Below are 23,343 nucleotides of genomic sequence, written 5' to 3' on the forward strand. Positions count from 1 at the left end.
TGCTTTGCAGCCCATTCGCAGCACAAGGCCGCCCCTACACTGACCGCGTCATTTATGCGGACATTGGAGGAGCGGCCTTGTGCCGCGATGGGCCCTCACTGCACCTGCTGCGGCGTCTCCTGCCCCATGCAGCGCACCGCGCGCTTGCGGTTATCCACCAGCACCCCGGTCAGGCCCTTTTGCGTGGTGTCGAACATCACCAACACGCCATCGATGCACTGGGCCACCTGTAGTGCCGGATCAAGGGAAACCTTGTAGTCCTCGCCGGGGATGGTCTTGAGCATGGTGAAATCCTGCAACAACAGGGCGTCTTCGGGCTTGGCGAAATGCAGGTAGCCGTAATACCAGAGGGCCCCCACCGTCACGATGATGCTGCCGACACCGGTCAGGATCAGCGGGATGGCGTTGCGTTCTTCACTCATTGCGTATTGTTCTCGTCAGGGTAATTGGGCACTTCGGCCAAGCGGCGCAGGCCGTTGAAGTGGCTTGGATCGTCCAGGAAGCGCAACATCACCTGGCGCCAGGTCGGATCGGCGAACGTCTGCACGTGGCCGCCCCGGGTCAGTTGCAGCACCCGTGGCGGTGGTGCGTGCTGGTACAACACGATGCCATTGCTCATCGGCACCAAAGCGTCGTCGATGCTATGGAAGAACAGCTTCGGCGGGCCTGCAAGCCGCTCGATGGCGTGAATCGGGCTGTCAGCGTCAGGCACCAGCCACGACAACGGCACTTGCAGCGGCCAGGTCAGCCAGGCGGTGCTCAGGGCATAGCGCCCTACCGCCCGATAGCTCGCCGGTACACCGTCGAAGACCAGCGCACTGAAGCGTTGGCGCTGCTCGGGATGGGCTGCCAGGTAGTGAATGGCCATCGCCCCGCCCAGGCTCTGCCCCAACAACACCAGCGGCTTGCCCTGCACTTCGGGCGCGCGTTCGAGCCAGGCCATCGCTGCGGCAATATCCTCATAGACCGCTGGCAGACTCGGTTTACCCTCGGACAGGCCGTAGCCCCGGTAGTCGATCATCAACACCTGCCAGCCCTGCTCCGGCAGCCAGTAGCTGCCGCCCAGATGGCCTGGCAGGTTGCCCCCGTTACCGTGCAGGTGCAGCACCGTGCCCTTCACCGGCACACCGGCTTTGGCCGGCAACCACCAGCCGTTCAGACGCACGCCGTCAGCCGTGGTGAGAGTCAGGTCGCGATACTCAAGCTTGGCCCGCGCCGGGGTAAACGGCTGGCCAGGCTCGGGGAAGAACAGCAGGCTGCTGCAACCGCAAAGGCCCAGCAGCAGCATGCCCAGGGCCAGTAAGCGGCAGCGCTCAGAGAATGTTCGCGTAGTCGGCTTCAATACGGTCCAGGCTCAGGTGGTTGAGGAAGTTGGAGAAGCACATCCAGGCCGACAACGCGTTAAGGTCGCGGAACTGCTCCGGCAGGTACTTGGGTGGTTCCACCAACCCTTCTTCGACCAATTGGCGCAACGTGCGCATGTCTTCCAGGGTGGTCTTGCCACAGAACAGCAACGGGATCTGCTCCAGCTTGCCCTTCTTCACGGCCAACTGAATGTAGTTGTAAACCATGATGAAGCCCTTGAGGTAGGACAAGTCCTTGGTGAATGGCAGCCCATTGGGGACCGAGCCACGGAACACCCGACTGGCATTACTGTAGCTCTGGGCCATCTCGAAGCCCTGCTCTCGGAAGAAGTCGAACACCTGCAGGAAATCCGCGCCCTCCTCGACCATGTGGATGGCCCGGGTACGGTTGGCCAGCTTGCGCAGGCGGCTGGGGTAGGAGGCGAAGGCGATCACCTCCATCAGGATCGCCAGGCCTTCCTGGGTCACCGTCGAAGAGGGTGGGCCCTTGGCCAGGAACGTGCAGATCGGCTGATTGAGGCCGTTGAGGGTGGTGCCGACATGCACTAGGCCTTCGTGCACTTCCAGCGCACGCACATCGCGACTGTTGAACATGGCATCGGCGCGCACCTTGATGTAGTCAGCGCCAGCGGCCGCATCCGCCACGATACCGTCAGACTCGAACACCCGGATGGTTTCCTCGGCCTCGCCGAACACCTTGTTCAGGCGACGCTGGAGAATCTCCACGGCTTGCTTGGCCGTGAGGTTCTTCGGCTCGTCCTTGAGGTCGCCACGGCCATCGATGTTGTCGAGGTAGTTCGAGAGCATCAGGCCCAAGTCGGCCAAGGTGGGGTCGCCGGCGTGAAAGGCATCGGAGGCAGCGCCGTAGAGCTCCTGGGAGATCAGCCCGAAATCTTCGGTGCCGCGCGCTTCGAGCATACGCACCACCATGCGGTATTCCTTGCACATGCGCTTCATGATCTGCCCGACCGGGTTGAACTGGCCGAGTTGGCGAGTGATGTCGCGCTCGATGCTCTGGAACTCGGCCTTGACCGCGCTGGAGTCGAACGACAGCGGGCGGTTCAGGTAGTAGGCCCGGTCAATCGCTGGTGGCTCCTTGCCCTTGGCCTGGAGAAAACCCTGGCGAATGCTGTCGTCCCACTTCACCGCGTCGAGCACACGGATCGGGGTCTGCGCGGCGACGATGCGATCAGACAGGGTACGTATGGTCTGCTGGTATTCGTCCACCGGTGGACTCCTTGTTAGCGCAAAGTACCGAGCTTTGCTGTGCCTGAACCGGCCTCTTCGCAGGCAAGCCCGCTCCCAAAGGGAGCGTAAATGCTTTCAAGTCGAGCGCAATACCTGTGGGGGGGGGTGGGCTTGCCCGCGAAGAGGCCACCACAGGTGACTACCTACTTACCGGATCGTTGAAAACGCGCCACTTCGACGAACAGATCAGAGTTGGCCGGGTCGTCCAGATAAGCCAGCACCCGCGCCGACGGGCTGTCGATCAACACGCCTTCCTCGTTGTCTTCTGGTACCTGGGTCGTGCGACCGCTCAGTTCTTTCTTCTCGACGGCCTGCTGCACCTGCTCGACATCGAGGTTGTAGAGCACCAGCTCGTTGCCATCGACGATATCGAAACCGCCGATCAGGAAGTTGCCGCCCAGGCGCTTGGGCACGCCGGCAGACAAGTACCAGCGGTTGCCATGGCGCGCGACGGTGAACACATACTCTTGCGGCGCCTTGCCCTTGGCCGTGGCCACCGCCTTGTAGGCATCGGCACCGCTGCGGCTGATCGCAAGCTTCAGTGGCTCGCCCCAGGCGTCCTTGCTGCTCCATTTGCCGAGCAAGGCCTTGGGCGCCGCCTGGTTGGCCGGAAGCGGCTCGTTAAAGGTCACCAGACAACCGCCCAGCAAGAGGAATGACAAGGTCAACAACACCACACGCCAGGCTTTCATCAGGTTCTCCTTGAAAATCGTTCGCGTCAGGCCGAAGCCAGCACCATCTGCAGGTATCGGACAAGAATAGCGAGCATCTGCTCATCGGCCTGCGCATCGGCAGCCTTGAGCAGGCCCTGATATTCCATCTGCTCGATGATCGCCGTCAACATCTGGGCATCCTGCTCGGGCTGGCGCGAGCCGACCACCTGAAGCATCTGCCGTGCGCCATGCAGCAGGATCTGCTCGTGGGCGCAGACCAGTTCGGCCAGGCGCGGGCACAACAGCGCTTCCTGACGGAAGCCCTGTTCGGCCATGAGGAAATCACGACGGTTGTTGAGCTGGCGGATAACGTAGTCGGCGGTCATGCGCGCCACTTCGTCCGCCAGCCGCACGCGGGCCTGCGGGGTGCCATCGCCCTGGGCCAACAACTGGCGCAGCACCCCTTCGGTGTTGGCCCACAACTTGGCCATGTAGGCAGCGCTACGCTCGACGTACTGGGCGAAGGTGTCGGCCAGCAGGTCCTGGATGTCCTTGAAATAGTAGGTGGTCGCCGACAGCGGCACGCCGGCCTCGGCGGCTACCGCACGGTGACGCACACCGCGCACCCCGTCACGCACGACAATGCGCATGGCAGCGTCGAGGATCTGCTGGCGGCGCTGCTCGCTGCCTTGGCGGGCGGTCTTGCGACCCTGGTATTGCACGCTTTCGGCGACGGCGGTAGCGATGCCAGCGGCGCCTTGTTGGGCCATTGCAGGTGTCACTCTGATTACCTCATGGTCAGTTTTCGACCTGTACCGGCCCCTTCGCGGGCAAGTCCGCCCCCACAGTGGCAGATTGCCCATGCGGAGCGGCCTTGACCGCGAAGGGCCGGCACAGCCACTACACGTGTACAGGCAAGAAAAAGCCGCCTCGAAAGGCGGCTTTTCCAGTCGACTCAGGCCTGTGGACGCATGTGCGGGAACAGGATCACATCGCGGATCGACGGCGAGTTGGTCAACAGCATCACCAGACGGTCGATGCCAATGCCTTCGCCTGCGGTCGGCGGCATGCCGTACTCCAGGGCACGCACGAAGTCGGCGTCGTAGTGCATCGCTTCATCATCACCGGCGTCTTTCTCGGCAACCTGGGCCAGGAAGCGCTCGGCCTGATCCTCGGCGTCGTTCAGCTCGGAATAGGCGTTGGCGATCTCGCGCCCGCCAATGAACAGCTCGAAGCGGTCGGTCACTGCCGGGTTGTCGTCGTTGCGGCGCGCCAGTGGCGAGACTTCGAACGGGTACTCGGTGATGAAGTGCGGCTGCTCCAGCTTGTGCTCGACCAACTCTTCGAAAATCATCACCTGCAGCTTGCCCAGGCCTTCGTGGCCAAGCACCTTGGCGCCAGCCTTCTTGGCGATTTCACGGGCACGCTCGACATCCTGCAGGTCGGCAGCGGTCAACTCCGGGTTGTACTTGAGGATCGAGTCAAACACCGACAGACGCGCGAACGGCTCGCCGAAGTGGAACACCTTGTCGCCGTACGGCACGTCGGTGGTGCCCAGCACCAGTTGCGCCAGCTCGCGGAACAGTTCCTCGGTGAGGTCCATGTTGTCGCGATAATCGGCGTACGCCTGGTAGAACTCGAGCATGGTGAACTCGGGGTTGTGACGGGTCGAGACGCCTTCGTTACGGAAGTTGCGGTTGATCTCGAAGACCTTTTCGAAGCCACCGACCACCAGGCGCTTGAGGTACAGCTCCGGCGCGATACGCAGGAACATGGCCATGTCCAGGGCGTTGTGGTGGGTTTCAAACGGCTTGGCCGCAGCCCCGCCGGGGATGGTTTGCAGCATCGGCGTCTCGACTTCGAGGAAGTCACGCTCGATCAGGAACTTGCGGATGTGCGAGATCACCTGCGAACGCACCCGGAAGGTATGGCGGGTGTCCTCGTTGACCATCAGGTCGACGTAACGCTGGCGATAGCGCTGCTCGGTGTCGGTCAGGCCGTGGTGCTTGTCCGGCAGTGGGCGCAGCGACTTGGTCAGCAGGCGAACGTCGGTCATTTCGACGTACAGGTCGCCCTTGCCGGAGCGGGCCAGGGTGCCTTCGGCGCTGATGATATCGCCCAGGTCCCAGGTCTTGACCGCCGCCAGGGTTTCTTCTGGCAGGGTCTTGCGGTTGACGTAGACCTGGATGCGACCGGTCATGTCCTGGATGACCATGAACGAGCCACGGTTGAGCATGATGCGGCCAGCTACCTTGACCGGGATCGCGGCTGCTTCCAGCTCTTCCTTGGTCTTGTCCGCGTACTGCTTTTGCAGGTCGTTGCAGTAGCTGTCGCGACGGAAGTCGTTGGGGAAGGCATTACCCTTGGCGCGCTCGGCAGCAAGTTTTTCCTTGCGCAGGGCGATCAGGGCGTTTTCTTCCTGTTGCAGGTCTTGCGATTCGGTCTTGAGGTCGCTCATGTCGTCATTCTTTCCATCAGGTGTTCGTTGCCCCACGCGGGTGAGGGATCGCGGGGCAAGCCCGATAGCATGGGCCTGCCGCCGCTTGGATGCTTACAGCCCCTGCTTGAGGCTCGCTTCCAGGTACTGGTCGAGGTCGCCGTCCAGAACCTTCTGGCAGTCGCTGCGCTCGACGCCGGTACGCAGGTCCTTGATGCGCGAGTCGTCGAGCACGTAGGAGCGGATCTGGTGGCCCCAGCCGATGTCCGACTTGCTGTCTTCCAAGGCCTGGGAGGCAGCGTTGCGCTTCTGCATTTCCAGCTCGTACAACTTGGCCCGCAGCATTTTCATGGCGGTGTCCTTGTTGGCGTGCTGGGAGCGTTCGTTCTGGCACGCCACCACGGTGTTGGTCGGCACGTGAGTGATACGCACCGCCGAGTCGGTGGTGTTGACGTGCTGGCCACCAGCGCCCGAGGAGCGGTAGGTGTCGATGCGCAGGTCCGAAGGGTTGATCTCGATCTCGACCTTGTCGTCGATTTCAGGCGAGACGAACACCGCCGAGAACGACGTATGGCGACGCGCGCCGGAGTCGAACGGGCTCTTGCGCACTAGGCGGTGCACGCCGATCTCGGTACGCAGCCAGCCGAAGGCGTATTCGCCCTTGATGTGCACGGTGGCACCCTTGATACCGGCGACTTCGCCTTCGGACAACTCGATGATGGTGGCATCGAAACCGCGCTTGTCAGCCCAGCGCAGGTACATGCGCAGCAGGATGTTGGCCCAGTCCTGCGCCTCGGTGCCGCCGGAACCTGCCTGGATGTCCAGGTAGGCGTTGTTCATGTCCATCTCGCCGCTGAACATGCGACGGAACTCGAGCAGGGCGAGGGATTCCTCAAGCCCTTCCAGCTCGGTCACGACATCGCTGACAGCGCCTTCATCACCTTCCTCGACGGCCATGTCGAGCAGGTCCTTGCAGTCGACCAAGCCGTTGGACAGCTTGTCGAGGGTCTCGACCACCTGGGCCAGCATGGCACGCTCGCGGCCCAGGGCCTGGGCGTACTCGGGCTTGTTCCAGACGTTCGGGTCTTCGAGTTCGCGGTTTACTTCGACCAGACGATCATGCTTGTGATCGTAGTCAAAGATACCCCCGAATGGACTGGGAGCGTTCGGTGAGGTCCTTGATGGTGTTCAGGATCGGTTGGATTTCCATGGGGCGGGCTACTCGCAAGAATTCGGTGAAAAGCCCGCGAGTATAACCGAGTCTTGAGCATGGCGGCAGACCCGCCGGGCAGGAGCTGCATGGCCTTTGCATGAACAACCATCTGAAGGATTACGCGGCCCCTGGAGCGGCCTTGCCGGGGCGCCGGACCGGCCGGAAAGGGGCGCTAAGCGGCCCCAGGACCTCGGCATCCTGCAAAACCACCGGGGCCGCTGCGCGGCACAAGGCCGCTCCTACAGGGACCGTGAGCGGCGTCAGGCGATACCGACCTGGTTGCGCCCGTTGTTCTTGGCCAGGTAAAGCCCCTTGTCCGCCGCCGAGATCAACTGCCGACAGTGACTGCCTTGTGCCGGCGTCTGGGTCGCAAGGCCGATGCTCACGGTCAGGTGCGAGCCTGGCAGCGGGGCAATGTGCGGGATGTTCAGGGCGATGATACCCTGGCGCAGCTTCTCGGCCACCAGCCGTGCACCGCCCGGCGAGGTATTGGGCAGCACCAGGGCGAACTCCTCGCCGCCATAGCGCGCAGGCAGGTCGCTAGGGCGTGCGCAACAGCCGCGAATACCCTCGGCCACCTGGCGCAGGGCCTCGTCACCGGCCAGATGGCCAAAGCTGTCGTTGAACACCTTGAAGTAGTCGACATCGATCATCAGCAGTGACAACTGCTGCTGCTCGCGCATTGCCCGGCGCCACTCCAGTTCAAGGTACTCGTCGAAGTGGCGGCGGTTGGACAGTCCGGTGAGTCCATCGGAGTTCATCAACCGTTGCAGCATCAGGTTGGTATCGAGCAGTTGCTGCTGGCTCACGCGCAGTGCGCGGTAGGCCTCATCGCGCTGCAACAGGGTGAGGTAGGAGCGCGAGTGATAGCGAATGCGCGCCACCAGTTCGATGGTATCGGGCAGCTTGACCAGGTAATCGTTGGCGCCCGCAGCGAACGCCGCGCTCTTGACCAGTGGGTCTTCCTTGGTCGACAACACGATGATCGGAATGTCCTGGGTGGCGGGGTTGTTGCGGTACTCGCGCACCAGGGTCAGGCCATCGAGGCCCGGCATGATCAGGTCCTGCAGGATCACCGTGGGCTTGATGCGCATGGCCTGGGCCACCGCCTGGTGCGGGTCGGCACAGAAGTGGAAGTCGATGTTGTCTTCATGGGCAAGCCCGCGCCGCACCGCCTCGCCAATCATCGCCTGGTCGTCCACCAGCAAAACCATGGCCGCATTTTCGTTGGTGGTCGTCAGAACTTCGGTTGGCAGATCATTCATCCCTAGTCACCCGATCACTGCCGGCCAGGCGGCGTGAATCATTGCATGTCGTCATTTCGAAAAAATATCCATCAGGCGTCCGGCTATGCGTTCAAGCGGACGGATCTCGACAGCTGCGCCAATCGCGGCCGCCGCCTTGGGCATGCCGTATACCGCACTGCTGTGCTGGTCCTGGGCGATGGTCAAAAAGCCCTGCTCGCGCATCAGCTTGAGCCCCTGAGCCCCATCGCGGCCCATACCGGTGAGCAACACGCCGACCGCATCGCCCCTCCAATAGCGCGCCACGCTCTCGAAGAACACATCGATCGAGGGGCGGTAGATTTCGTTGACTGGTTCGGCAGTGTAGGCCAACCGACCGCCTTCGAGCAGGCGAATGTGGTGATTGGTTCCGGCCAGCAGCACCTGGCCAGGCTGCGGAGGCTCCCCTTCAAGCGCCAGGCGCACCGGCAAGCCACTGGCGGAGCACAGCCATTCAGCCATGCCGGCGGCGAACACCTGATCGACGTGCTGCACCAGCACGATGGCGGCCGGGAAGTCGCGCGGCAGCCCTTTGAGCAAGACCTCCAGCGCTGCCGGCCCGCCGGCTGACGAGCCAATCGCGACCAAGCCCTGACGCTGCGACGCCTCGCGCAGGGCCGTCGGCACCGCGCGCGGCGTGCTGGGGCGTTGCTGGCCGATCAACCAGGCGATATTGAGGATCTTGCGCAGCAGCGGGGCTGCGGCCTCGCGGGGATCACCGGCGCCCAACGCGGGGGTATCGACCACATCCAGGGCGCCATAGCCCATGGCCTCGAACACCCGATGCACGTTCTGCTTGCGATCAACCGTGACAATGACGATGGCGCACGGGGTCTCGGCCATAATCCGCCGCGTGGCCTCCACACCGTCCATCACCGGCATGATCAAGTCCATGAGGATCAGGTCCGGGGTCTGCTCGGCGCAGCGGGCAATGGCCTCGGCACCATTGCTGGCCACCCATACCACCTGATGCGCCGGCTCGAAGGCCAAGGCGCGACGCAAGGCCTCGACTGCCATGGGCATGTCATTGACGATGGCAATCTTCATCCCTGGGCACCTCCGATCAGTTCCTCGACGGCATCCAGCAACGCATCGTCATGGAAGCTGGCTTTGGCCAGATAATAGTCGGCGCCGGCATCCAGTCCACGTCGTCGGTCTTCTTCGCGGTCCTTGTAGGAGACCACCATCACCGGCAACGATTGCAGGCGATGGTCGCCGCGCACCAAGGTCACCAGTTCGATGCCGTCCATGCGCGGCATGTCGATGTCGGTGATCAACAGGTCGAAATCCTCGCTGCGCAGGGCGTTCCAACCGTCCATGCCATCCACCGCCACCGCCACTTCGTAGCCGCGATTGCTCAACAGTTTGCGTTGCAGCTCACGCACGGTGAGCGAGTCGTCGACCACCAGCACGCGCTTGCGCGGAACACCCCGGTCGCCTTTGCCGCCCCGCTCGACACGCTCCAGGCGGCCGGTGCTGAGCAGTTTTTCCACTGAGCGCAGCAGGTCTTCGACGTCGATGATCAGCACCACCGAGCCATCGTCGAGCAACGCGCCCGACGAGATATCCTGAACCTTGCCCAGGCGCGGGTCGAGCGGCATCACCACCAGTACCCGCTCGCCGATCAAGCGCTGCACGGCCACGCCATACAACTGGTCGCGCTCGCGGATCACCACCACTCGCAGGCTCTGGCCGTCACCTTGAGCAGCCGGGCGGTTGAGCAACTGGCTGGCAGCCACCAGTCCGATATGCCGGTCCTCGTGCCAGAAGTGCTGGCGCCCTTCGATCTGCACGATGGCCTCGGCAGGTACATCCAAAGTCCGCTCGATATGGGCCAACGGGAAGGCATACGCCTCGCCCCCCTCCTCCACCACCAGGCTGCGTACCACCGACAGGGTCAGCGGCACCTCTAGGTGGAAGCAGCAGCCCTGGCCCGCCGTCTGGGTCAGCTCGATGGCGCCGCGCAGCTCGCGGACCATGTGCTGCACCGCATCCAAACCCACACCGCGACCGGACACCTCGGTCACCGTGTCGCGCAGGCTGAAGCCTGGCAGGAACAGGAAGGTCAACAGCTCGGCCTCGCTCATCTGCGCCACTGTCTCGGCCGGCGATAGGCCACGCGCGACGATGTTGCGGCGCAAGCGCTCGAGGTCGACACCGGCGCCATCGTCGGACAGTTCCAGCACCAACAACCCGGCCTGGTGCGAGGCACGCAGGCGTACTGTGCCTTCGGCAGGCTTGCCGGCCAACAAGCGCCGCTCGGGCAGTTCGATACCATGATCGACCGCGTTGCGTAGCAGGTGCGTCAGCGGCGCTTCGAGCTTTTCCAGGACATCGCGATCGACCTGGGTCTTCTCGCCCTCCACGACCAGTCGCACCGGTTTGTCCAGGGAGCGCCCCAAGTCTCGAACCATGCGGCTCTGCCCGGTCAAGACATCGGCGAACGGGCGCATGCGGCAGGCCAGGGCGGTGTCGTAGAGCAATTGCGCGCGCTGGCTGGCCTGCCAGCCGAACTCGTCAAGGTCGGTGGCCTGTTGCAACAGGATTTGCTGGGTTTCGGCCAGCAACTGCTGAGTCTGGGCCAGGGCGTCAAGCACTTCGGGGCCCTGGCCGCTACCCTCGAGCTGGGTCTTGAGGCCGTCGAGCGCACGCATGCCCTGGCCGTGCATGCGCTTGAGACGCTGCAGCGTGGCCAGGTAGGGCTTGAGCCGCTGGGTCTCGACCAGCGACTTGCTCGACAGATCGAGCAGGCTGTTGAGACGGTCAGCCGTGACCCGCAGGACCCGCTCAGCCGCATCGCGCTTGCCTGCCTTGCGGGGCGTCGCAGGTTCTGGTTCCGGCTCTGCATCAGGGGCTGGGTCGGGCTCGCGGACAGCGAGCGGCTCAAACTGCGCAGGCGCGACAACGGCTGGCACCGCGGGCATCGGCAGCGCCGCCGACGGGTCCAGCAGGCCCGCCATCTGCACCAGGAACACCGGCACTGCGGCCTCGCCGCCCTTGTCACCCGGCGTGGCGATGCGCATCAACAAGTCGGTGCCTTGCAGCAGGGCGTCGATATGCTCGGGGCGCAGTTGCAGACGACCTTCCTGCGCGGCGACCAGGCAATCCTCCATGACATGCGCGACGCTGACCCCGGCGTCGATACCGACGATCCGCGCAGCGCCCTTGAGCGAGTGGGCCGCGCGCATGCAGGCTTCGAGCTGATCGGGCTGCGCCGGGTTGCGTTCCAGGGCCATCAGGCCGGCACTGAGCACCTGGGTCTGCGCCTCGGCCTCCAGGCTGAAAAGTTCGAGCAACGAAGCATCGCGCATTTGCTCGGGGGTCATGACAGGCTCCGCTTCACAGCTTGCAGTAGATGTTGTTCGTCCAGTACCCGCACGCTACGGCTGCGCCATTGCAGCACCGCTGCAGTGAAATGAGCGGTGTCGCGACCCTGCTCCAGGTGCTCGGGGTCGAGTCGATGAATACCGTCGATCTCATCCACCGGCACCACCACCGGCCCACCCTCGGCGGCAAGGATCAGCATGCGCGGCATGCTCCGCCCGCTACGCGGGGCCTGGGCCTCGACCGCCACCCCGAGCAGATCGGCCAACGACAGGCACGGGACCAGCGCCCCGCGTACATTGGCCACCCCTTGCAATACCCGCGACCGCTGGTGCGGCAACGAGTGCACTGGCTGCAACGGCGCGATCTCGCTCAAGCTGGCCGTGGACAACGCCAGCCACTCATCGCCCAACCGGAACAGCAGCATCGAACGCCCGCTATTGGCCTGTTCGAGCGCTACCGACGCATCGTCACCGTCGTGCTCAAGCTGCGCGTAGCGGTCCAGCAAGCGCGAGGCTGCGGCGGCGTAGACCTCACAGTTGCGGCAATGAATATGCCGTTGCAACAGTGGGCACTGCTTGTTGCCGTGCACGCCGATGCGGTTCCAGCAATCGTCGATGGCCTCGTCATCCTGGGCGATCACCTGCATGTCGTAGTCAACACTCATCGTTCAGACTCCCTGCCGACCCGCGCCGCTCGCGCCTGCAAGCGCCGGGCACCGCTCTGGTCGCCCTGCGAGGCCAGCAGCGCAGCCAGGTGCATCAGCGCCTCGGGATGCTGGGGGTCCAGGTACAGGGCCTTGCGGTAGTGGATGATGGCCTGTGCCGCATCGCCTTCAGTGTCGCTAAGCAGGCCCAACCAGTAATACACCTGGGCCTTGGGTGCGAACTGCTGCAAGTAGCGCTCGCAGTCGCGTCGGGCCTGACGGCTGTCGCCGCCGTTGGCTGCCTGGGCGATGGCCGCCAGCAACTGCCCCTCGCTCTCGCGCGGGGCCACCGGCAGTGGTGCCGCGCGCGCGGGGCGTGGTGCTGGGCGGGGCATGCTGGGTAGCGGCGGCGGCACGGGCGGATGGCTGGCCTTGACCGGCAGCGGCGCTGGGGCCTCGTCCTGGCGCACGTAGGCGAACGACTGGGCGATCCCCAACGCACGCATGCCCATACGTGCCAACAGGCTACCCTCAGCCGGCCCGATGAACAGCACGCCTTGACGGTCGGCCAGGCGCTTGAGTACCTCGAACACGCGCTGCTGGGTGGGCACATCGAAATAGATCAGCAGGTTGCGGCAGAACACGAAATCGTACAGCCCGTCGCGACGGCTGAGCGCAGGGTCCAGCACGTTGCCTACCTGAAGCTCGACCGTTTGCCGCACCTGCGGACTCAGGCAGTAGATATCCTCGGTTCCAGTCTCGCTGAAGTGCCGCGTGCGGTAGGCCAGATCGCTGCCACGAAACGAGTTGCGCCCATACTCGGCCTGCTGCCCCTTGGCCACGGAGTTGGGGCTGATGTCGATGCCGTCGATGCGGAACGTTCCAGGGCAGAACCCGGCGTCGAGCAAGGCCATGGCGATCGAATAGGGCTCTTCGCCAGTCGAACAGGGCAGGCTGAGGATACGCAGCGGCCGACTTCCCGCCAGTTCCGCCGCCCGTTTTTGCGCCAGCCCCGCGAGTGCCGTGAACGACTCGGGGTAACGAAAGAACCAGGTTTCAGGCACGATCACCGCCTCGATCAGCGCCTGCTGCTCGGCGGCCGACTGGCGCAAGCGCAGCCAATAGTCGTCAAGATCGACGGCCTGCAGCACACTGCAGCGTTGCTGCAAGGCGCGCTCGACCATCGACACACCGACCGACTCCACATCCAGCCCGATGCGCTCTTGCAAGAAGCGGAAGAACCGTTGTTTGCTCATGCCGGCACCTGCCCGGGCGCATTCGGATACAGCAACTGGCGCACCGCTTCGGGCAACAAGTCGTCCACGCAGATACGCTGCAACAAGCCAGCAGCATCCTCGCGCACCGGGCCCAGGTAAGGCGCCGCGCCGTTGTCCAGACCGTACGGCTTGAACTCATCAGGGTGACAACGCACAGTCTCGGTGGCTTGTTCGAGGATCAGCCCCAGCGGCAGCGCCGGGCGCAACGGATCGCCGTGGTAACGCACCAACACCAGGCGCGTGCTGCTGCGCGCGGCCGCCTGCACACCGAAACTCAGCGCCGACACATCGATCACCGGCACCAGTTCACCACGGTGGGCGAGCACCCCGGCGACCCACGCCGGGGCCTGGGCGATGGGCTTGAGTGGCCGACGCGGCAGCACCTCGAGCACCTCGCGCACATCCAGGGCAAAGCGCTGCGCCCTGATACGAAATTGCAGGTACAGCATGCCCTTGGCCGTGCGGTCCTCGTGGGGATGCGAATGGTTCATCGTCGTCAGACTTTGAAGCGCGAGACACCGCCGCGCAGACCAGAAGCCACCTGGCTCAGCTCATCGATGGCGAAACTCGCCTGGCGCAGTGACTCGACGGTCTGAGTGCTGGCATCGCTCAATTGCGCCAAGGCCTGGTTGATCTGCTCGGCACCGGTGGCCTGGGCCTGCATGCCTTCGTTGACCATCAGTACACGCGGCGCCAGCGCCTGCACCTGATGGATGATCTGGCTCAGTTGCTCGCCGACCTGCTGCACCTCGAACATGCCACGGCGCACCTCTTCAGAGAACTTATCCATGCCCATCACCCCAGCCGACACCGCCGACTGGATCTCGCGCACCATCTGTTCGATGTCGTAGGTCGCCACAGCGGTCTGATCGGCCAGGCGGCGCACCTCGGTGGCTACCACGGAGAAGCCGCGACCGTACTCACCCGCCTTTTCCGCCTCGATGGCGGCGTTGAGCGACAGCAGGTTGGTCTGGTCGGCCACCTTGACGATGGTCACTACCATCTGAGTGATGTTGCTGGCTTTCTCGTTAAGAATGCCCAGCTTGGCGTTGACCAGGTCGGCGGCGCCCATGACCTGGTGCATGGTCTCTTCCATGCGGGCCAGCCCTTGCTGACCGGAGCCGGCCAGGCTCGAGGCCTGGTCGGCGGCGCTGGTGACCTCGGTCATGGTGCGCACCAAGTCACGCGAGGTGGCGGCGATTTCGCGCGAGGTGGCGCCGATTTCGGTGGTAGTGGCGGCGGTCTCGGTGGCGGTGGCCTGTTGCTGCTTGGAGGTGGCCGCGATCTCGGTAACCGAGGTGGTCACCTGCACCGACGAACGCTGCGCCTGGGCCACCAGCCCCGCCAGGGATTCAGCCATTTCGTTGAAGCCACTTTCGATGGCGCCAAACTCATCCCTGCGATCCAGGCTCAGGCGCATGCTCAGGTCGCCCGAGCGCAACCGGTCAAGGGCGTGGACGATGCGCTGCATGGGCGAGCTGATCGCACGCATCAGCAACAGCCCACAGACGCCGGCGGCGATGATCGCCAACGCCAGCGACACGATCATGCTGACCTTGGCCGTGGACACCGCGCTGACGATCTCGTTGGTGGCCGCGTCGGCCGACTGGCGGTTGCGCTCAATCACCGTGTTCAGGTGCTTGCGCCCCTCCACCCAGGCTGGCGTGAGCACGTCGCCGATCAGGCGCTGGGCCTCGTTGTAATCGTGGCTGCGGTAGGCATCGAGCACCTGGGTGATGATCTTGAGGTAGTCCTGCTCCTGTTGGGTGAACAGGTCGAAAGCCGTCTGGTCCTCTGCGGTGCGGATGGTGGCCTGGTAATTGGCCATCTGCTCCTTGAGCCGATCCTCGAAGCTTTTGAACAACTCGAGGTCGGCCGAGGTGATCTCGCGGCGGTTCGACAGCCCTACCAGTTGCTGACTGGTGACGTAGCTGTCGACCCAGGCGCTGCGAATCATCGAGCTGTAGTAGACCCCGGGAATGCTGTCGGAGCCGACTTGTGCTTCACTGGACTCGATAGCGTCTAGCCGCGAGTAGGCGGCCACGATCATCAGCAACATGATGGCGATGATCACAGCGAAACTTGCCAGGATCCGTTGGCGCAAGGTCCAGTTCTTCACATTCAGCCCTCAGGAATTCGTCACAAGCGGGGAAAAATTGCCGAAGTATAGCCCAGGCGCCCTGCGCTTATGTGGCTGAATACAGCGTTATTCAGGCCTGCGCTGCAAGATTGATAGCAAAATGCCTGCTACTGACCGGCCGCAAGCCGAACCTGGCTCTCCAGCTCCTGACGCAGCGTCGGCTCAAGGCGCAGTTGGCGGGCCAACTCGTCGAGGTAGGCACGTTCCATGAAGTTTTCCTGATCGACCATCATCACGCTGGCCAAATACATTTCGGCGGCCATTTCCGGCGTCTGCGCCGCACGCGCGACTTCGGCAGGGTCGAGAGGCTTGTTCAGCTCGGCATGCAGCCAGTGCTGCAATTCACGGTCGCTGTCCAGACGGGTGAACTCGCCCTCGATCAAGGCCCGCTCGCGCTCATCGATATGGCCATCTGACTTGGCTGCGGCCACCAGCGCGCGCAACACCGCCTGGCTGTGCTGCTCGGCCTGGGCAGGCGGCAGGCGGTCAAGGGTCTGCGGCTCGTGAACGGTGCTTCCCTGGCGCGCCTGCCAGTTGCCGTAGGCTTTGTAGGCCAATACCCCGAGTGCGGCCAGGCCGCCGTAGGTGAGCACCTTGCCGCCATACTTGCGGGCTTTCTTGTTGCCCATCAGCAAGCCCATCGCCCCCGCCGCCAGGGCACCACCACCGGCGCCGGAGAGCAGGTTGCCGAGGCCTCCGGCAGACGGTTTGGCGGTTCCCTTACCGGCTTTGTCAGCCAGCAGTTGCTGGCCGGACTTGAGTAATTGATCGAGCAGACCGCGGGTATTCATGTGCGTCTCTCCACGCGATGAAAAACAGGCCACCAGAGTAGGGCGACGCCCGCCGTTAGCCACCTGAACAAATGCTTCCAGATGTTGCACCGAGCATCGGCAAAAGCGGACTAGACTCGTTCTGGCCATCCTTGCACAACCGGTGTTTAAACCGGCTGGCTCGCTCACTGTCGCGCTCACGACATCCAACAAGAGGGAACATCATGTCAGTGCACAAGACCGTTTTGCTCGGTGCCCTGCTGGCCAGCGCCGGCGTCCACGCCGCTGGCCTGCCACAAAAGCTCGGTGCCAGCGAAGGACAGCTGGATATCATCGCCTGGCCCGGCTATATCGAGCGCGGTGACAGCGACAAGGCCTACGACTGGGTGAGCGGCTTCGAGAAGCAGACGGGCTGCAAGGTCAACGTCAAGACCGCCGCCACCTCCGACGAGATGGTCAGCTTGATGAGCAAGGGTGGCTACGACCTGGTGACCGCCTCGGGGGATGCCTCGTTGCGGCTGATTGCAGGCAAGCGCGTGCAACCGATCAACACCGCGCTGATCCCCAACTGGAAGAACCTCGACCCGCGCCTGCAAGGGGGTGCTTGGTACGTGGTCAAGGATCAGGTCTATGGCACGCCCTATCAGTGGGGCCCAAACGTGCTGCTGTACAACACCAACGTGTTCAAGACCCCGCCCACCAGTTGGGGGGTGGTGTTCGAGCCGCAGAACCTGCCCGACGGCAAGCCTAACAAGGGCCGTGTACAAGCCTACGACGGGCCGATCTACATCGCCGACGCAGCGCTCTACCTCAAGTCGGCCAAGCCCGAACTCGGGATCCAGAGCCCCTACGAACTCACCGAGACACAATACAAGGCCGTGCTTGACCTGCTGCGCCAGCAGCAGCCACTGATCCACCGCTACTGGCACGACGCGACCGTGCAGATGAGCGATGTGAAGAACGAGGGCGTGGTCGCCACCAGTTCCTGGGGCTACATGGTCAATGGCCTGCAAGCCGATAAACAGCCCGTCGCCTCGGTGGTGCCCAAAGAAGGCGCTACCGGCTGGGCCGACACCACCATGCTGCACGCCGAAGCCAAGCACCCGAACTGCGCCTACCAGTGGATGGATTGGTCGTTGCAGCCCAAAGTGCAAGGTGACGTAGCCGCCTGGTTCGGGTCGTTACCGGCAGTGCCCGCCGCCTGCACCGGCAGCGAGCTGCTCGGAGCCGAGGGCTGCAAGACCAACGGCTTCGACAACTTTGACAAGATCGCCTTCTGGAAGACCCCGCAGTCCGAAGGCGGTAAGTTCGTGCCCTACAGCCGCTGGACCCAGGATTACATCGCGATCATGGGTGGACGGTAACAGGAAGCAATTTTGCCAGGTGTCCCGCACCCCTGTTGGAGCGGGGTCACCCGCCAAGCATGCAGCTCAGTGAATGGCACCGGCCTAAAGGCCGGTGTTCGCGGGTAAACCCGCTCCTACAGGGACCGCGCATACCTTGAGTTAAGCGCTGAACCTGTTGACACGCGACCAAAGCCGGAGCTACCGAATGCCCCCAGCAGTCCAGTTCACCCAGGTTTGCCGCACCTTCGGCGAAGTCAGGGCAGTCGACCAAGTCAGCATCGACATCCAGGATGGCGAGTTCTTCTCCATGCTCGGCCCCTCCGGTTCGGGCAAGACCACCTGCCTGCGCCTGATCGCCGGTTTCGAGCAGCCCAGCAGCGGCTCGATCCGCATTCACGGCAGCGAGGCAGCGGGCCTGCCGCCTTACCAACGCGACGTCAACACCGTGTTCCAGGACTACGCCCTGTTCCCGCACATGAATGTACGTGACAACGTGGCCTATGGCCTGAAGGTCAAAGGCGTGGCCAAAGCCGAGCGGCACGTCCGCGCCAACGAAGCCTTGGGCATGGTCGCCCTGGACGGTTACGGTGATCGCAAACCCGCGCAGCTGTCTGGCGGCCAGCGTCAGCGGGTGGCGCTGGCCCGCGCGCTGGTCAACCGTCCGCGTGTACTGCTGCTCGACGAGCCCTTGGGCGCGCTGGATTTGAAACTACGCGAGCAGATGCAGGGCGAGTTGAAAAAGCTTCAGCGCCAACTGGGCATCACCTTCATCTTCGTCACCCATGATCAGACCGAAGCACTGTCGATGTCCGACCGGGTGGCGGTGTTCAACCACGGGCGTATCGAGCAAGTCGATACCCCGCGCAACCTCTACATGAAGCCGGCCACCACGTTCGTGGCCGAGTTCGTCGGCACCTCCAACGTACTGCGCGGCGCACTGGCGCAGCAGCTCAGTGGTAGCACACAGCCGTTCTCGATCCGCCCCGAACACATCCGGCTGGGTGGCAGTACAAGCGCCCATGAGGTGCAGGTGGACGGCGAGCTGCATGACATCCAGTACCAAGGCAGCGCCACGCGCTTCGAACTCAGGCTCGACAGCGGCCAGATACTCGCCGTGAGCCAGGCCAACGACCAGTGGCTGGAACATCCGCCGCTGTGGCAAACCGGCCAGCGCGTGCAGGCCAGCTGGCCACGCGAGGCGATGACCGCGCTGCAGGAAACCCAGCCATGAGCCTGGCCGTGCCAGCGGCGCAGGCGCAGGCGCAGGCCGCGCCGCTACGGCGCCTGAGCAACCTACTGTACCGGCGCCCGAACCTGTACCTGCTGATGCTGCTGATTCCGCCCTTACTATGGTTCGGCGCGATCTACCTGGGTTCGCTGCTGAACCTGCTCTGGCAGGGCTTCTACACCTTCGACGACTTCTCCATGACGGTGACGCCGGAACTGACCCTGGCCAACTTCACCGCGCTGTTCAGCCCGTCGAACTTCGACATCATCCTGCGCACCTTGAGCATGGCCGTGGCCGTGTCGCTGGCCAGCGCCGCCCTGGCCTTCCCCATCGCCTACTACATGGCCCGGTACACCCGTGGCCGGACCAAGGCGTTCTTCTACATTGCGGTGATGATGCCGATGTGGGCCAGCTACATCGTCAAGACCTACGCCTGGACCTTGCTGCTGGCCAAAGGCGGGGTGGCGCAGTGGTTCATCCAGCAGTTGCACCTGGAAGGCGTGTTGCAGTGGGTGCTGGGCATCCCAGGCGTGGGCGGCAGTACGCTGTCCACCTCGCACCTGGGGCGCTTTCTGGTGTTCGTGTACATCTGGCTGCCGTTCATGATCCTGCCGATCCAGGCCGCGCTGGAACGCCTGCCGCCGTCGCTGCTGCAAGCCTCGGCAGACCTCGGCGCGCGCCCTCGGCAAACCTTCATGCAGGTGGTGCTGCCACTATCAGTGCCGGGCATCGCTGCGGGTTCGATCTTCACCTTCTCGCTGACCCTGGGCGACTTCATCGTGCCGCAACTGATCGGCCCGCCCGGCTACTTCATCGGCAGCATGGTCTACGCCCAGCAAGGGGCGATCGGCAACATGCCCATGGCGGCGGCCTTCACCCTGGTGCCGATCGTGCTGATCGCCATCTACCTGTCCATCGTCAAACGCCTGGGGGCCTTCGATGCACTCTGAGAACGCCTCATGGGGCCTGCGCCTGGCGGCTTGGGCCGGGCTGGTGTTCCTGCACTTCCCGATCCTGATCATCCTGCTGTACGCCTTCAATACCGAGGATGCCGCGTTCAGTTTTCCGCCCCAGGGATTCACCCTGAACTGGTTCGCCGTGGCCTTCGCCCGAGCCGATGTCCTGGAGGCGATCACGCTGTCGCTACAGGTGGCATGCCTGGCTACGGCAATTGCCCTGGTGCTGGGCACTTTGGCCTCGGTAGCGCTGTACCGACGCGATTTCTTCGGCAAGGAAAGCATCTCACTGATGCTGATCCTGCCCATCGCGCTGCCCGGCATCATCACCGGTATCGCCCTGCTCTCGGCATTCAAGGCGCTTGGCGTGGAGCCTGGGTTGTTCACCATCGTGGTCGGCCACGCGACGTTCTGCGTAGTGATCGTCTACAACAACGTCATCGCCCGCTTGCGGCGCACCTCGCAAAGCTTGATCGAAGCCTCGATGGACTTGGGCGCCGACGGCTGGCAGACCTTCCGCTACATCATTCTGCCCAACCTCGGTTCAGCCTTGTTGGCCGGAGGCATGCTGGCCTTCGCCCTGTCGTTCGACGAAATCATCGTCACCACCTTCACCGCCGGCAACGAGCGCACCCTGCCGATCTGGCTGCTCAACCAGCTCAATCGCCCAAGGGACGTGCCGGTGACCAATGTGGTCGCCATGCTGGTGATGATGGTGACCATGCTGCCGATTCTCGGCGCCTATTACCTGACCCGCGGCGGTGAAAGCGTGGCGGGCAGCGGCAAATGACCCACAAGGAGTTCACGATGCAAACCCGAATGTTGATCAACGGCCGCCTGATCAATGGCGAAGGCCCGGCCTGGACGGTACTCGACCCGGCCACGGGTACTGCCCTGGCGCAAATCAACGAGGCCACCGAGGCCCAGGTAGACACCGCCGTGCGCGCCGCCGAGCAGGCGTTCGACGGTTGGTCACAGACCACGCCCAAGGAGCGCTCGGCAGTCCTGTTGGCCATCGCCGATGTGATCGAAGCGCACGCCGAGGAACTGGCCCGGCTCGAATCGCAGAACTGCGGCAAGCCCTACCCCGCCGCGCTGGGCGACGAGATCCCGGCCATCGCCGATGTGTTCCGTTATTTCGCCGGAGCTGCACGCTGCTTGGGCGGTTCGGCGGCTGGTGAATACCTGCCGGGGCATACCTCGATGATCCGCCGCGACCCACTGGGCGTGGTGGCCTCCATCGCACCCTGGAACTACCCACTGATGATGCTGGCGTGGAAAATCGCTCCGGCCTTGGCTGCCGGCAACACGGTGGTGATCAAGCCCTCGGAACTCACCCCACTGACCGCCCTGCGTCTGGGCGAGCTGGCCCAGGCACTGCTGCCGGCTGGGGTGCTCAACATTCTGTTCGGACGCGGCCAGAGCGTCGGCAACCCACTGGTCACCCACGCCAAAGTGCGCATGGTTTCGCTGACCGGCTCCATCCCCACCGGCGCGCACATCATCGGAGCCACCGCCAACAGCGTGAAACGCATGCACATGGAACTGGGCGGCAAGGCGCCGGTGCTGGTGTTCGACGATGCCGACATCGACGCGGCCATCGACGGCATCCGTACCTTTGGCTTCTACAACGCAGGCCAGGACTGTACGGCCGCCTGCCGGCTGTATGTGCAAGATGGCATCTACGAGCAGTTCGTCGAACGCCTTGGCGCAGCAGTGGCCAGTATCAAACCCGGCCTGCAGGACGCCGAGGGTACTGAACTCGGCCCGCTGATCAGTGCCCAACACCGCGACAAAGTCGCAGGCTTGGTGCAACGCGCCATCGCCCTGCCGCACATCCGCCTGGTGACCGGTGGCAAAGCCATACCCGGCGACGGTTTCTTCTTCGAGCCGACCGTGCTGGCCGATGCCCAGCAGGATGATGAGATCGTACGCCACGAAGTATTCGGTCCGGTGGTGTCGGTTACCCGCTTCACCGACGAAGCGCAGGCGCTGGAATGGGCCAACGACTCCGAGTACGGCCTGGCCTCATCGGTCTGGACCCGCGACACCGGGCGTGCCCACCGCCTGGCGGCACGCCTGCAATATGGCTGCACCTGGGTGAACACGCACTTCATGCTGGTCAGCGAAATGCCCCATGGCGGGCAGAAGCACTCGGGGTACGGCAAAGACATGTCGATGTATGGACTGGAGGACTACACCTGCGTGCGGCATGTGATGTTCAAGCATTGATGCTTTGTTGAAGCTACCGTCCTCTTCGCGGGCAAGCCCGCTCCCACAGGTACCGCGCCTGCCTCAGGCTAAGCGCAGTATCTGCGGGAGCGGGCTTGCCCGCGAAGAGTCAAACACTAATCCCTCAGGTCCGACTCGTGGATCGGATTGGCCCGACTGGTAGCGCGCTGATATTGGGCAGGCCACGTGGCCTTGTTGCCGCCCAGGTCGTCGTCGGCATGCAGCGGCCAATAAGGATCGCGCAGCAGTTCGCGGGCAAGAAAAATCACATCGGCCTGACCGGTACGCAGGATGTGTTCGGCCTGCGCAGGCTCGGTGATCATGCCAACTGTGCCAGTCGCGATTTCCGACTCCTTGCGCACGCGTTCGGCAAAGCGTGTCTGGTAACCGGGGCCGGTGGGGATCTCGGCATTGACCGAAGTGCCGCCGGATGACACGTCGATCAGGTCAACGCCCAAGACGCGCAGGCGGCGGGCCAGCTCGACGGTTTCATCGGGGTTCCAGCCGTCTTCTACCCAGTCGGTGGCTGACACGCGCACGAACAACGGCAGCTCCTGTGGCCAGACCTTGCGCACCGCCTCGGTCACTTGCAAAGTGAAGCGGATGCGGTTTTCGAAGCAACTGCCGTACTCGTCACGGCGCTGGTTGCTCAGTGGCGAGAGGAACTGGTGCAGCAAATAGCCATGCGCGGCATGGATCTCGACCACCTTGAAGCCGGCCTCCAGTGCCCGCTCGGTGGCGCTGACGAACGCATCGATGATCTGCTGGATGTCCTCCTTGCTCAACTCCCGTGGCGGGGTGTGTTCGGGGTCGAAGGCAATCTTCGACGGCCCTACCGGTTGCCAGCCGCCCTCTTCAGGCTTGACGCTGCCGTGCTTGCCAAGCCAGGGGCGATAGGTGCTCGCCTTGCGTCCGGCGTGAGCAAGCTGGATGCCTGGTACGGCACCCTGGGCAGTGATGAAACGGGTGATGCGTTGCAACGGGGCGATCTGTTGATCGCTCCACAGGCCAAGGTCATCGGCCGTAATGCGACCATCGGCGGTGACCGCAACGGCTTCGGTGATCACCAGGCCCGCGCCACCTACCGCGCGGCTGCCCAGATGCACCAGATGCCAGTCGTTGGCCAGGCCGTCGGCGGCGGAATACTGGCACATGGGGGATACGGCAATGCGGTTGGGCAGGGTGAGTTGGCGTAGGGTGTAGGGCTCAAGCAGCAGGCTCATGAC

The 23,343-nt window shown here is 63.8% G+C and carries 21 protein-coding genes; 5 read left to right on the top strand and 16 right to left on the bottom strand.

The features are described from left to right. Window positions 1-95: 95 nt before the first annotated feature. The 15 genes from ACNFIC_RS05710 to ACNFIC_RS05780 form a co-directional block, all read right to left on the bottom strand. Complete coding sequence (locus tag ACNFIC_RS05710; protein ID WP_138218651.1) at window positions 96-422, bottom strand: hypothetical protein; 327 nt, start codon at window positions 420-422, stop codon at window positions 96-98. Next, window positions 419-1,342: an alpha/beta hydrolase gene (locus ACNFIC_RS05715; protein ID WP_138218653.1), complete on the bottom strand. Its 924-nt coding sequence runs from the start codon at window positions 1,340-1,342 to the stop codon at window positions 419-421. The genes ACNFIC_RS05710 and ACNFIC_RS05715 overlap by 4 nt, the downstream gene beginning before the upstream one ends. Next, window positions 1,314-2,591 (bottom strand): flavohemoglobin expression-modulating QEGLA motif protein, encoded by a 1,278-nt coding sequence (locus ACNFIC_RS05720; protein WP_138218655.1) that lies wholly within the window; start codon window positions 2,589-2,591, stop codon window positions 1,314-1,316. Before ACNFIC_RS05720 ends, ACNFIC_RS05715 begins: the two co-directional genes overlap by 29 nt. A 164-nt stretch (window positions 2,592-2,755) precedes the next feature. Further along, entirely contained in the window at window positions 2,756-3,304 is a 549-nt protein-coding gene (locus ACNFIC_RS05725) for a hypothetical protein (protein WP_138218657.1), read from the bottom strand. A gap of 26 nt (window positions 3,305-3,330) precedes the next feature. After that, window positions 3,331-4,035, bottom strand: coding sequence for a TetR/AcrR family transcriptional regulator (locus tag ACNFIC_RS05730; protein ID WP_138218659.1), 705 nt, complete (start codon window positions 4,033-4,035; stop codon window positions 3,331-3,333). 185 nt (window positions 4,036-4,220) lie between these two features. Continuing rightward, a complete protein-coding gene (gene lysS, locus ACNFIC_RS05735) occupies window positions 4,221-5,723 on the bottom strand; it encodes a lysine--tRNA ligase (protein WP_138218661.1) in 1,503 nt (500 codons plus the stop codon). A 93-nt stretch (window positions 5,724-5,816) separates the two neighbouring features. Next, a protein-coding gene (gene prfB, locus ACNFIC_RS05740) for a peptide chain release factor 2 (RefSeq protein WP_138218663.1) occupies window positions 5,817-6,912 on the bottom strand; the annotation gives its coding sequence in 2 pieces (ribosomal slippage) (window positions 5,817-6,839 and window positions 6,841-6,912; 1,095 coding nt in all). Window positions 6,913-7,175: 263 nt separating this feature from the next. After that, entirely contained in the window at window positions 7,176-8,180 is a 1,005-nt protein-coding gene (locus tag ACNFIC_RS05745; protein ID WP_138218665.1) for a response regulator, read from the bottom strand. 51 nt (window positions 8,181-8,231) lie between these two features. Continuing rightward, the gene (locus tag ACNFIC_RS05750) at window positions 8,232-9,245 is read right to left on the bottom strand and encodes a chemotaxis response regulator protein-glutamate methylesterase (RefSeq protein WP_138218667.1); all 1,014 of its coding nucleotides are present in this window, start codon (window positions 9,243-9,245) and stop codon (window positions 8,232-8,234) included. Then, window positions 9,242-11,524 carry a hybrid sensor histidine kinase/response regulator gene (locus tag ACNFIC_RS05755; protein WP_138218669.1) on the bottom strand — a complete coding sequence of 761 codons (2,283 nt, stop codon included), beginning with the start codon at window positions 11,522-11,524 and terminating at the stop codon, window positions 9,242-9,244. Before ACNFIC_RS05755 ends, ACNFIC_RS05750 begins: the two co-directional genes overlap by 4 nt. Continuing rightward, window positions 11,521-12,189: a chemotaxis protein CheW gene (locus tag ACNFIC_RS05760; protein WP_138218671.1), complete on the bottom strand. Its 669-nt coding sequence runs from the start codon at window positions 12,187-12,189 to the stop codon at window positions 11,521-11,523. The genes ACNFIC_RS05755 and ACNFIC_RS05760 overlap by 4 nt, the downstream gene beginning before the upstream one ends. Continuing rightward, the gene (locus ACNFIC_RS05765; RefSeq protein WP_138218673.1) at window positions 12,186-13,424 is read right to left on the bottom strand and encodes a CheR family methyltransferase; all 1,239 of its coding nucleotides are present in this window, start codon (window positions 13,422-13,424) and stop codon (window positions 12,186-12,188) included. Before ACNFIC_RS05765 ends, ACNFIC_RS05760 begins: the two co-directional genes overlap by 4 nt. Continuing rightward, window positions 13,421-13,936, bottom strand: coding sequence for a chemotaxis protein CheW (locus tag ACNFIC_RS05770; protein WP_138218675.1), 516 nt, complete (start codon window positions 13,934-13,936; stop codon window positions 13,421-13,423). The genes ACNFIC_RS05765 and ACNFIC_RS05770 overlap by 4 nt, the downstream gene beginning before the upstream one ends. Before the next feature lie 5 nt (window positions 13,937-13,941). After that, window positions 13,942-15,564: a methyl-accepting chemotaxis protein gene (locus ACNFIC_RS05775; protein ID WP_138218677.1), complete on the bottom strand. Its 1,623-nt coding sequence runs from the start codon at window positions 15,562-15,564 to the stop codon at window positions 13,942-13,944. Between the two features lie 128 nt (window positions 15,565-15,692). Continuing rightward, a complete protein-coding gene (locus ACNFIC_RS05780; protein ID WP_416780276.1) occupies window positions 15,693-16,376 on the bottom strand; it encodes a tellurite resistance TerB family protein in 684 nt (227 codons plus the stop codon). 203 nt (window positions 16,377-16,579) lie between these two features. On the opposite strand from ACNFIC_RS05780, the gene ydcS reads away from it, so the two are divergent. From ydcS to ACNFIC_RS05805, 5 genes are all read left to right on the top strand, one after another. After that, window positions 16,580-17,719: a putative ABC transporter substrate-binding protein YdcS gene (ydcS, locus tag ACNFIC_RS05785; protein WP_416780277.1), complete on the top strand. Its 1,140-nt coding sequence runs from the start codon at window positions 16,580-16,582 to the stop codon at window positions 17,717-17,719. A gap of 187 nt (window positions 17,720-17,906) precedes the next feature. Beyond that, window positions 17,907-18,932 (top strand): ABC transporter ATP-binding protein, encoded by a 1,026-nt coding sequence (locus tag ACNFIC_RS05790; protein ID WP_416780279.1) that lies wholly within the window; start codon window positions 17,907-17,909, stop codon window positions 18,930-18,932. After that, complete coding sequence (locus ACNFIC_RS05795; RefSeq protein ID WP_416780281.1) at window positions 18,929-19,879, top strand: ABC transporter permease; 951 nt, start codon at window positions 18,929-18,931, stop codon at window positions 19,877-19,879. The genes ACNFIC_RS05790 and ACNFIC_RS05795 overlap by 4 nt, the downstream gene beginning before the upstream one ends. Continuing rightward, entirely contained in the window at window positions 19,869-20,675 is an 807-nt protein-coding gene (locus ACNFIC_RS05800) for an ABC transporter permease (RefSeq protein WP_416780283.1), read from the top strand. Before ACNFIC_RS05795 ends, ACNFIC_RS05800 begins: the two co-directional genes overlap by 11 nt. A 17-nt stretch (window positions 20,676-20,692) precedes the next feature. Continuing rightward, the gene (locus ACNFIC_RS05805; protein WP_416780285.1) at window positions 20,693-22,117 is read left to right on the top strand and encodes a gamma-aminobutyraldehyde dehydrogenase; all 1,425 of its coding nucleotides are present in this window, start codon (window positions 20,693-20,695) and stop codon (window positions 22,115-22,117) included. Window positions 22,118-22,233: 116 nt separating this feature from the next. Here the strand turns inward: ACNFIC_RS05805 and ACNFIC_RS05810 are convergent, their stop codons facing one another. Next, window positions 22,234-23,340 carry an NADH:flavin oxidoreductase/NADH oxidase gene (locus ACNFIC_RS05810; RefSeq protein WP_416780287.1) on the bottom strand — a complete coding sequence of 369 codons (1,107 nt, stop codon included), beginning with the start codon at window positions 23,338-23,340 and terminating at the stop codon, window positions 22,234-22,236. Between the last annotated feature and the right edge of the window lie 3 nt (window positions 23,341-23,343).

It is taken from the genome of Pseudomonas sp. NY15463, from assembly GCF_048068415.1.
Taxonomy (GTDB): Bacteria; Pseudomonadota; Gammaproteobacteria; order Pseudomonadales; family Pseudomonadaceae; genus Aquipseudomonas; species Aquipseudomonas mosselii_C.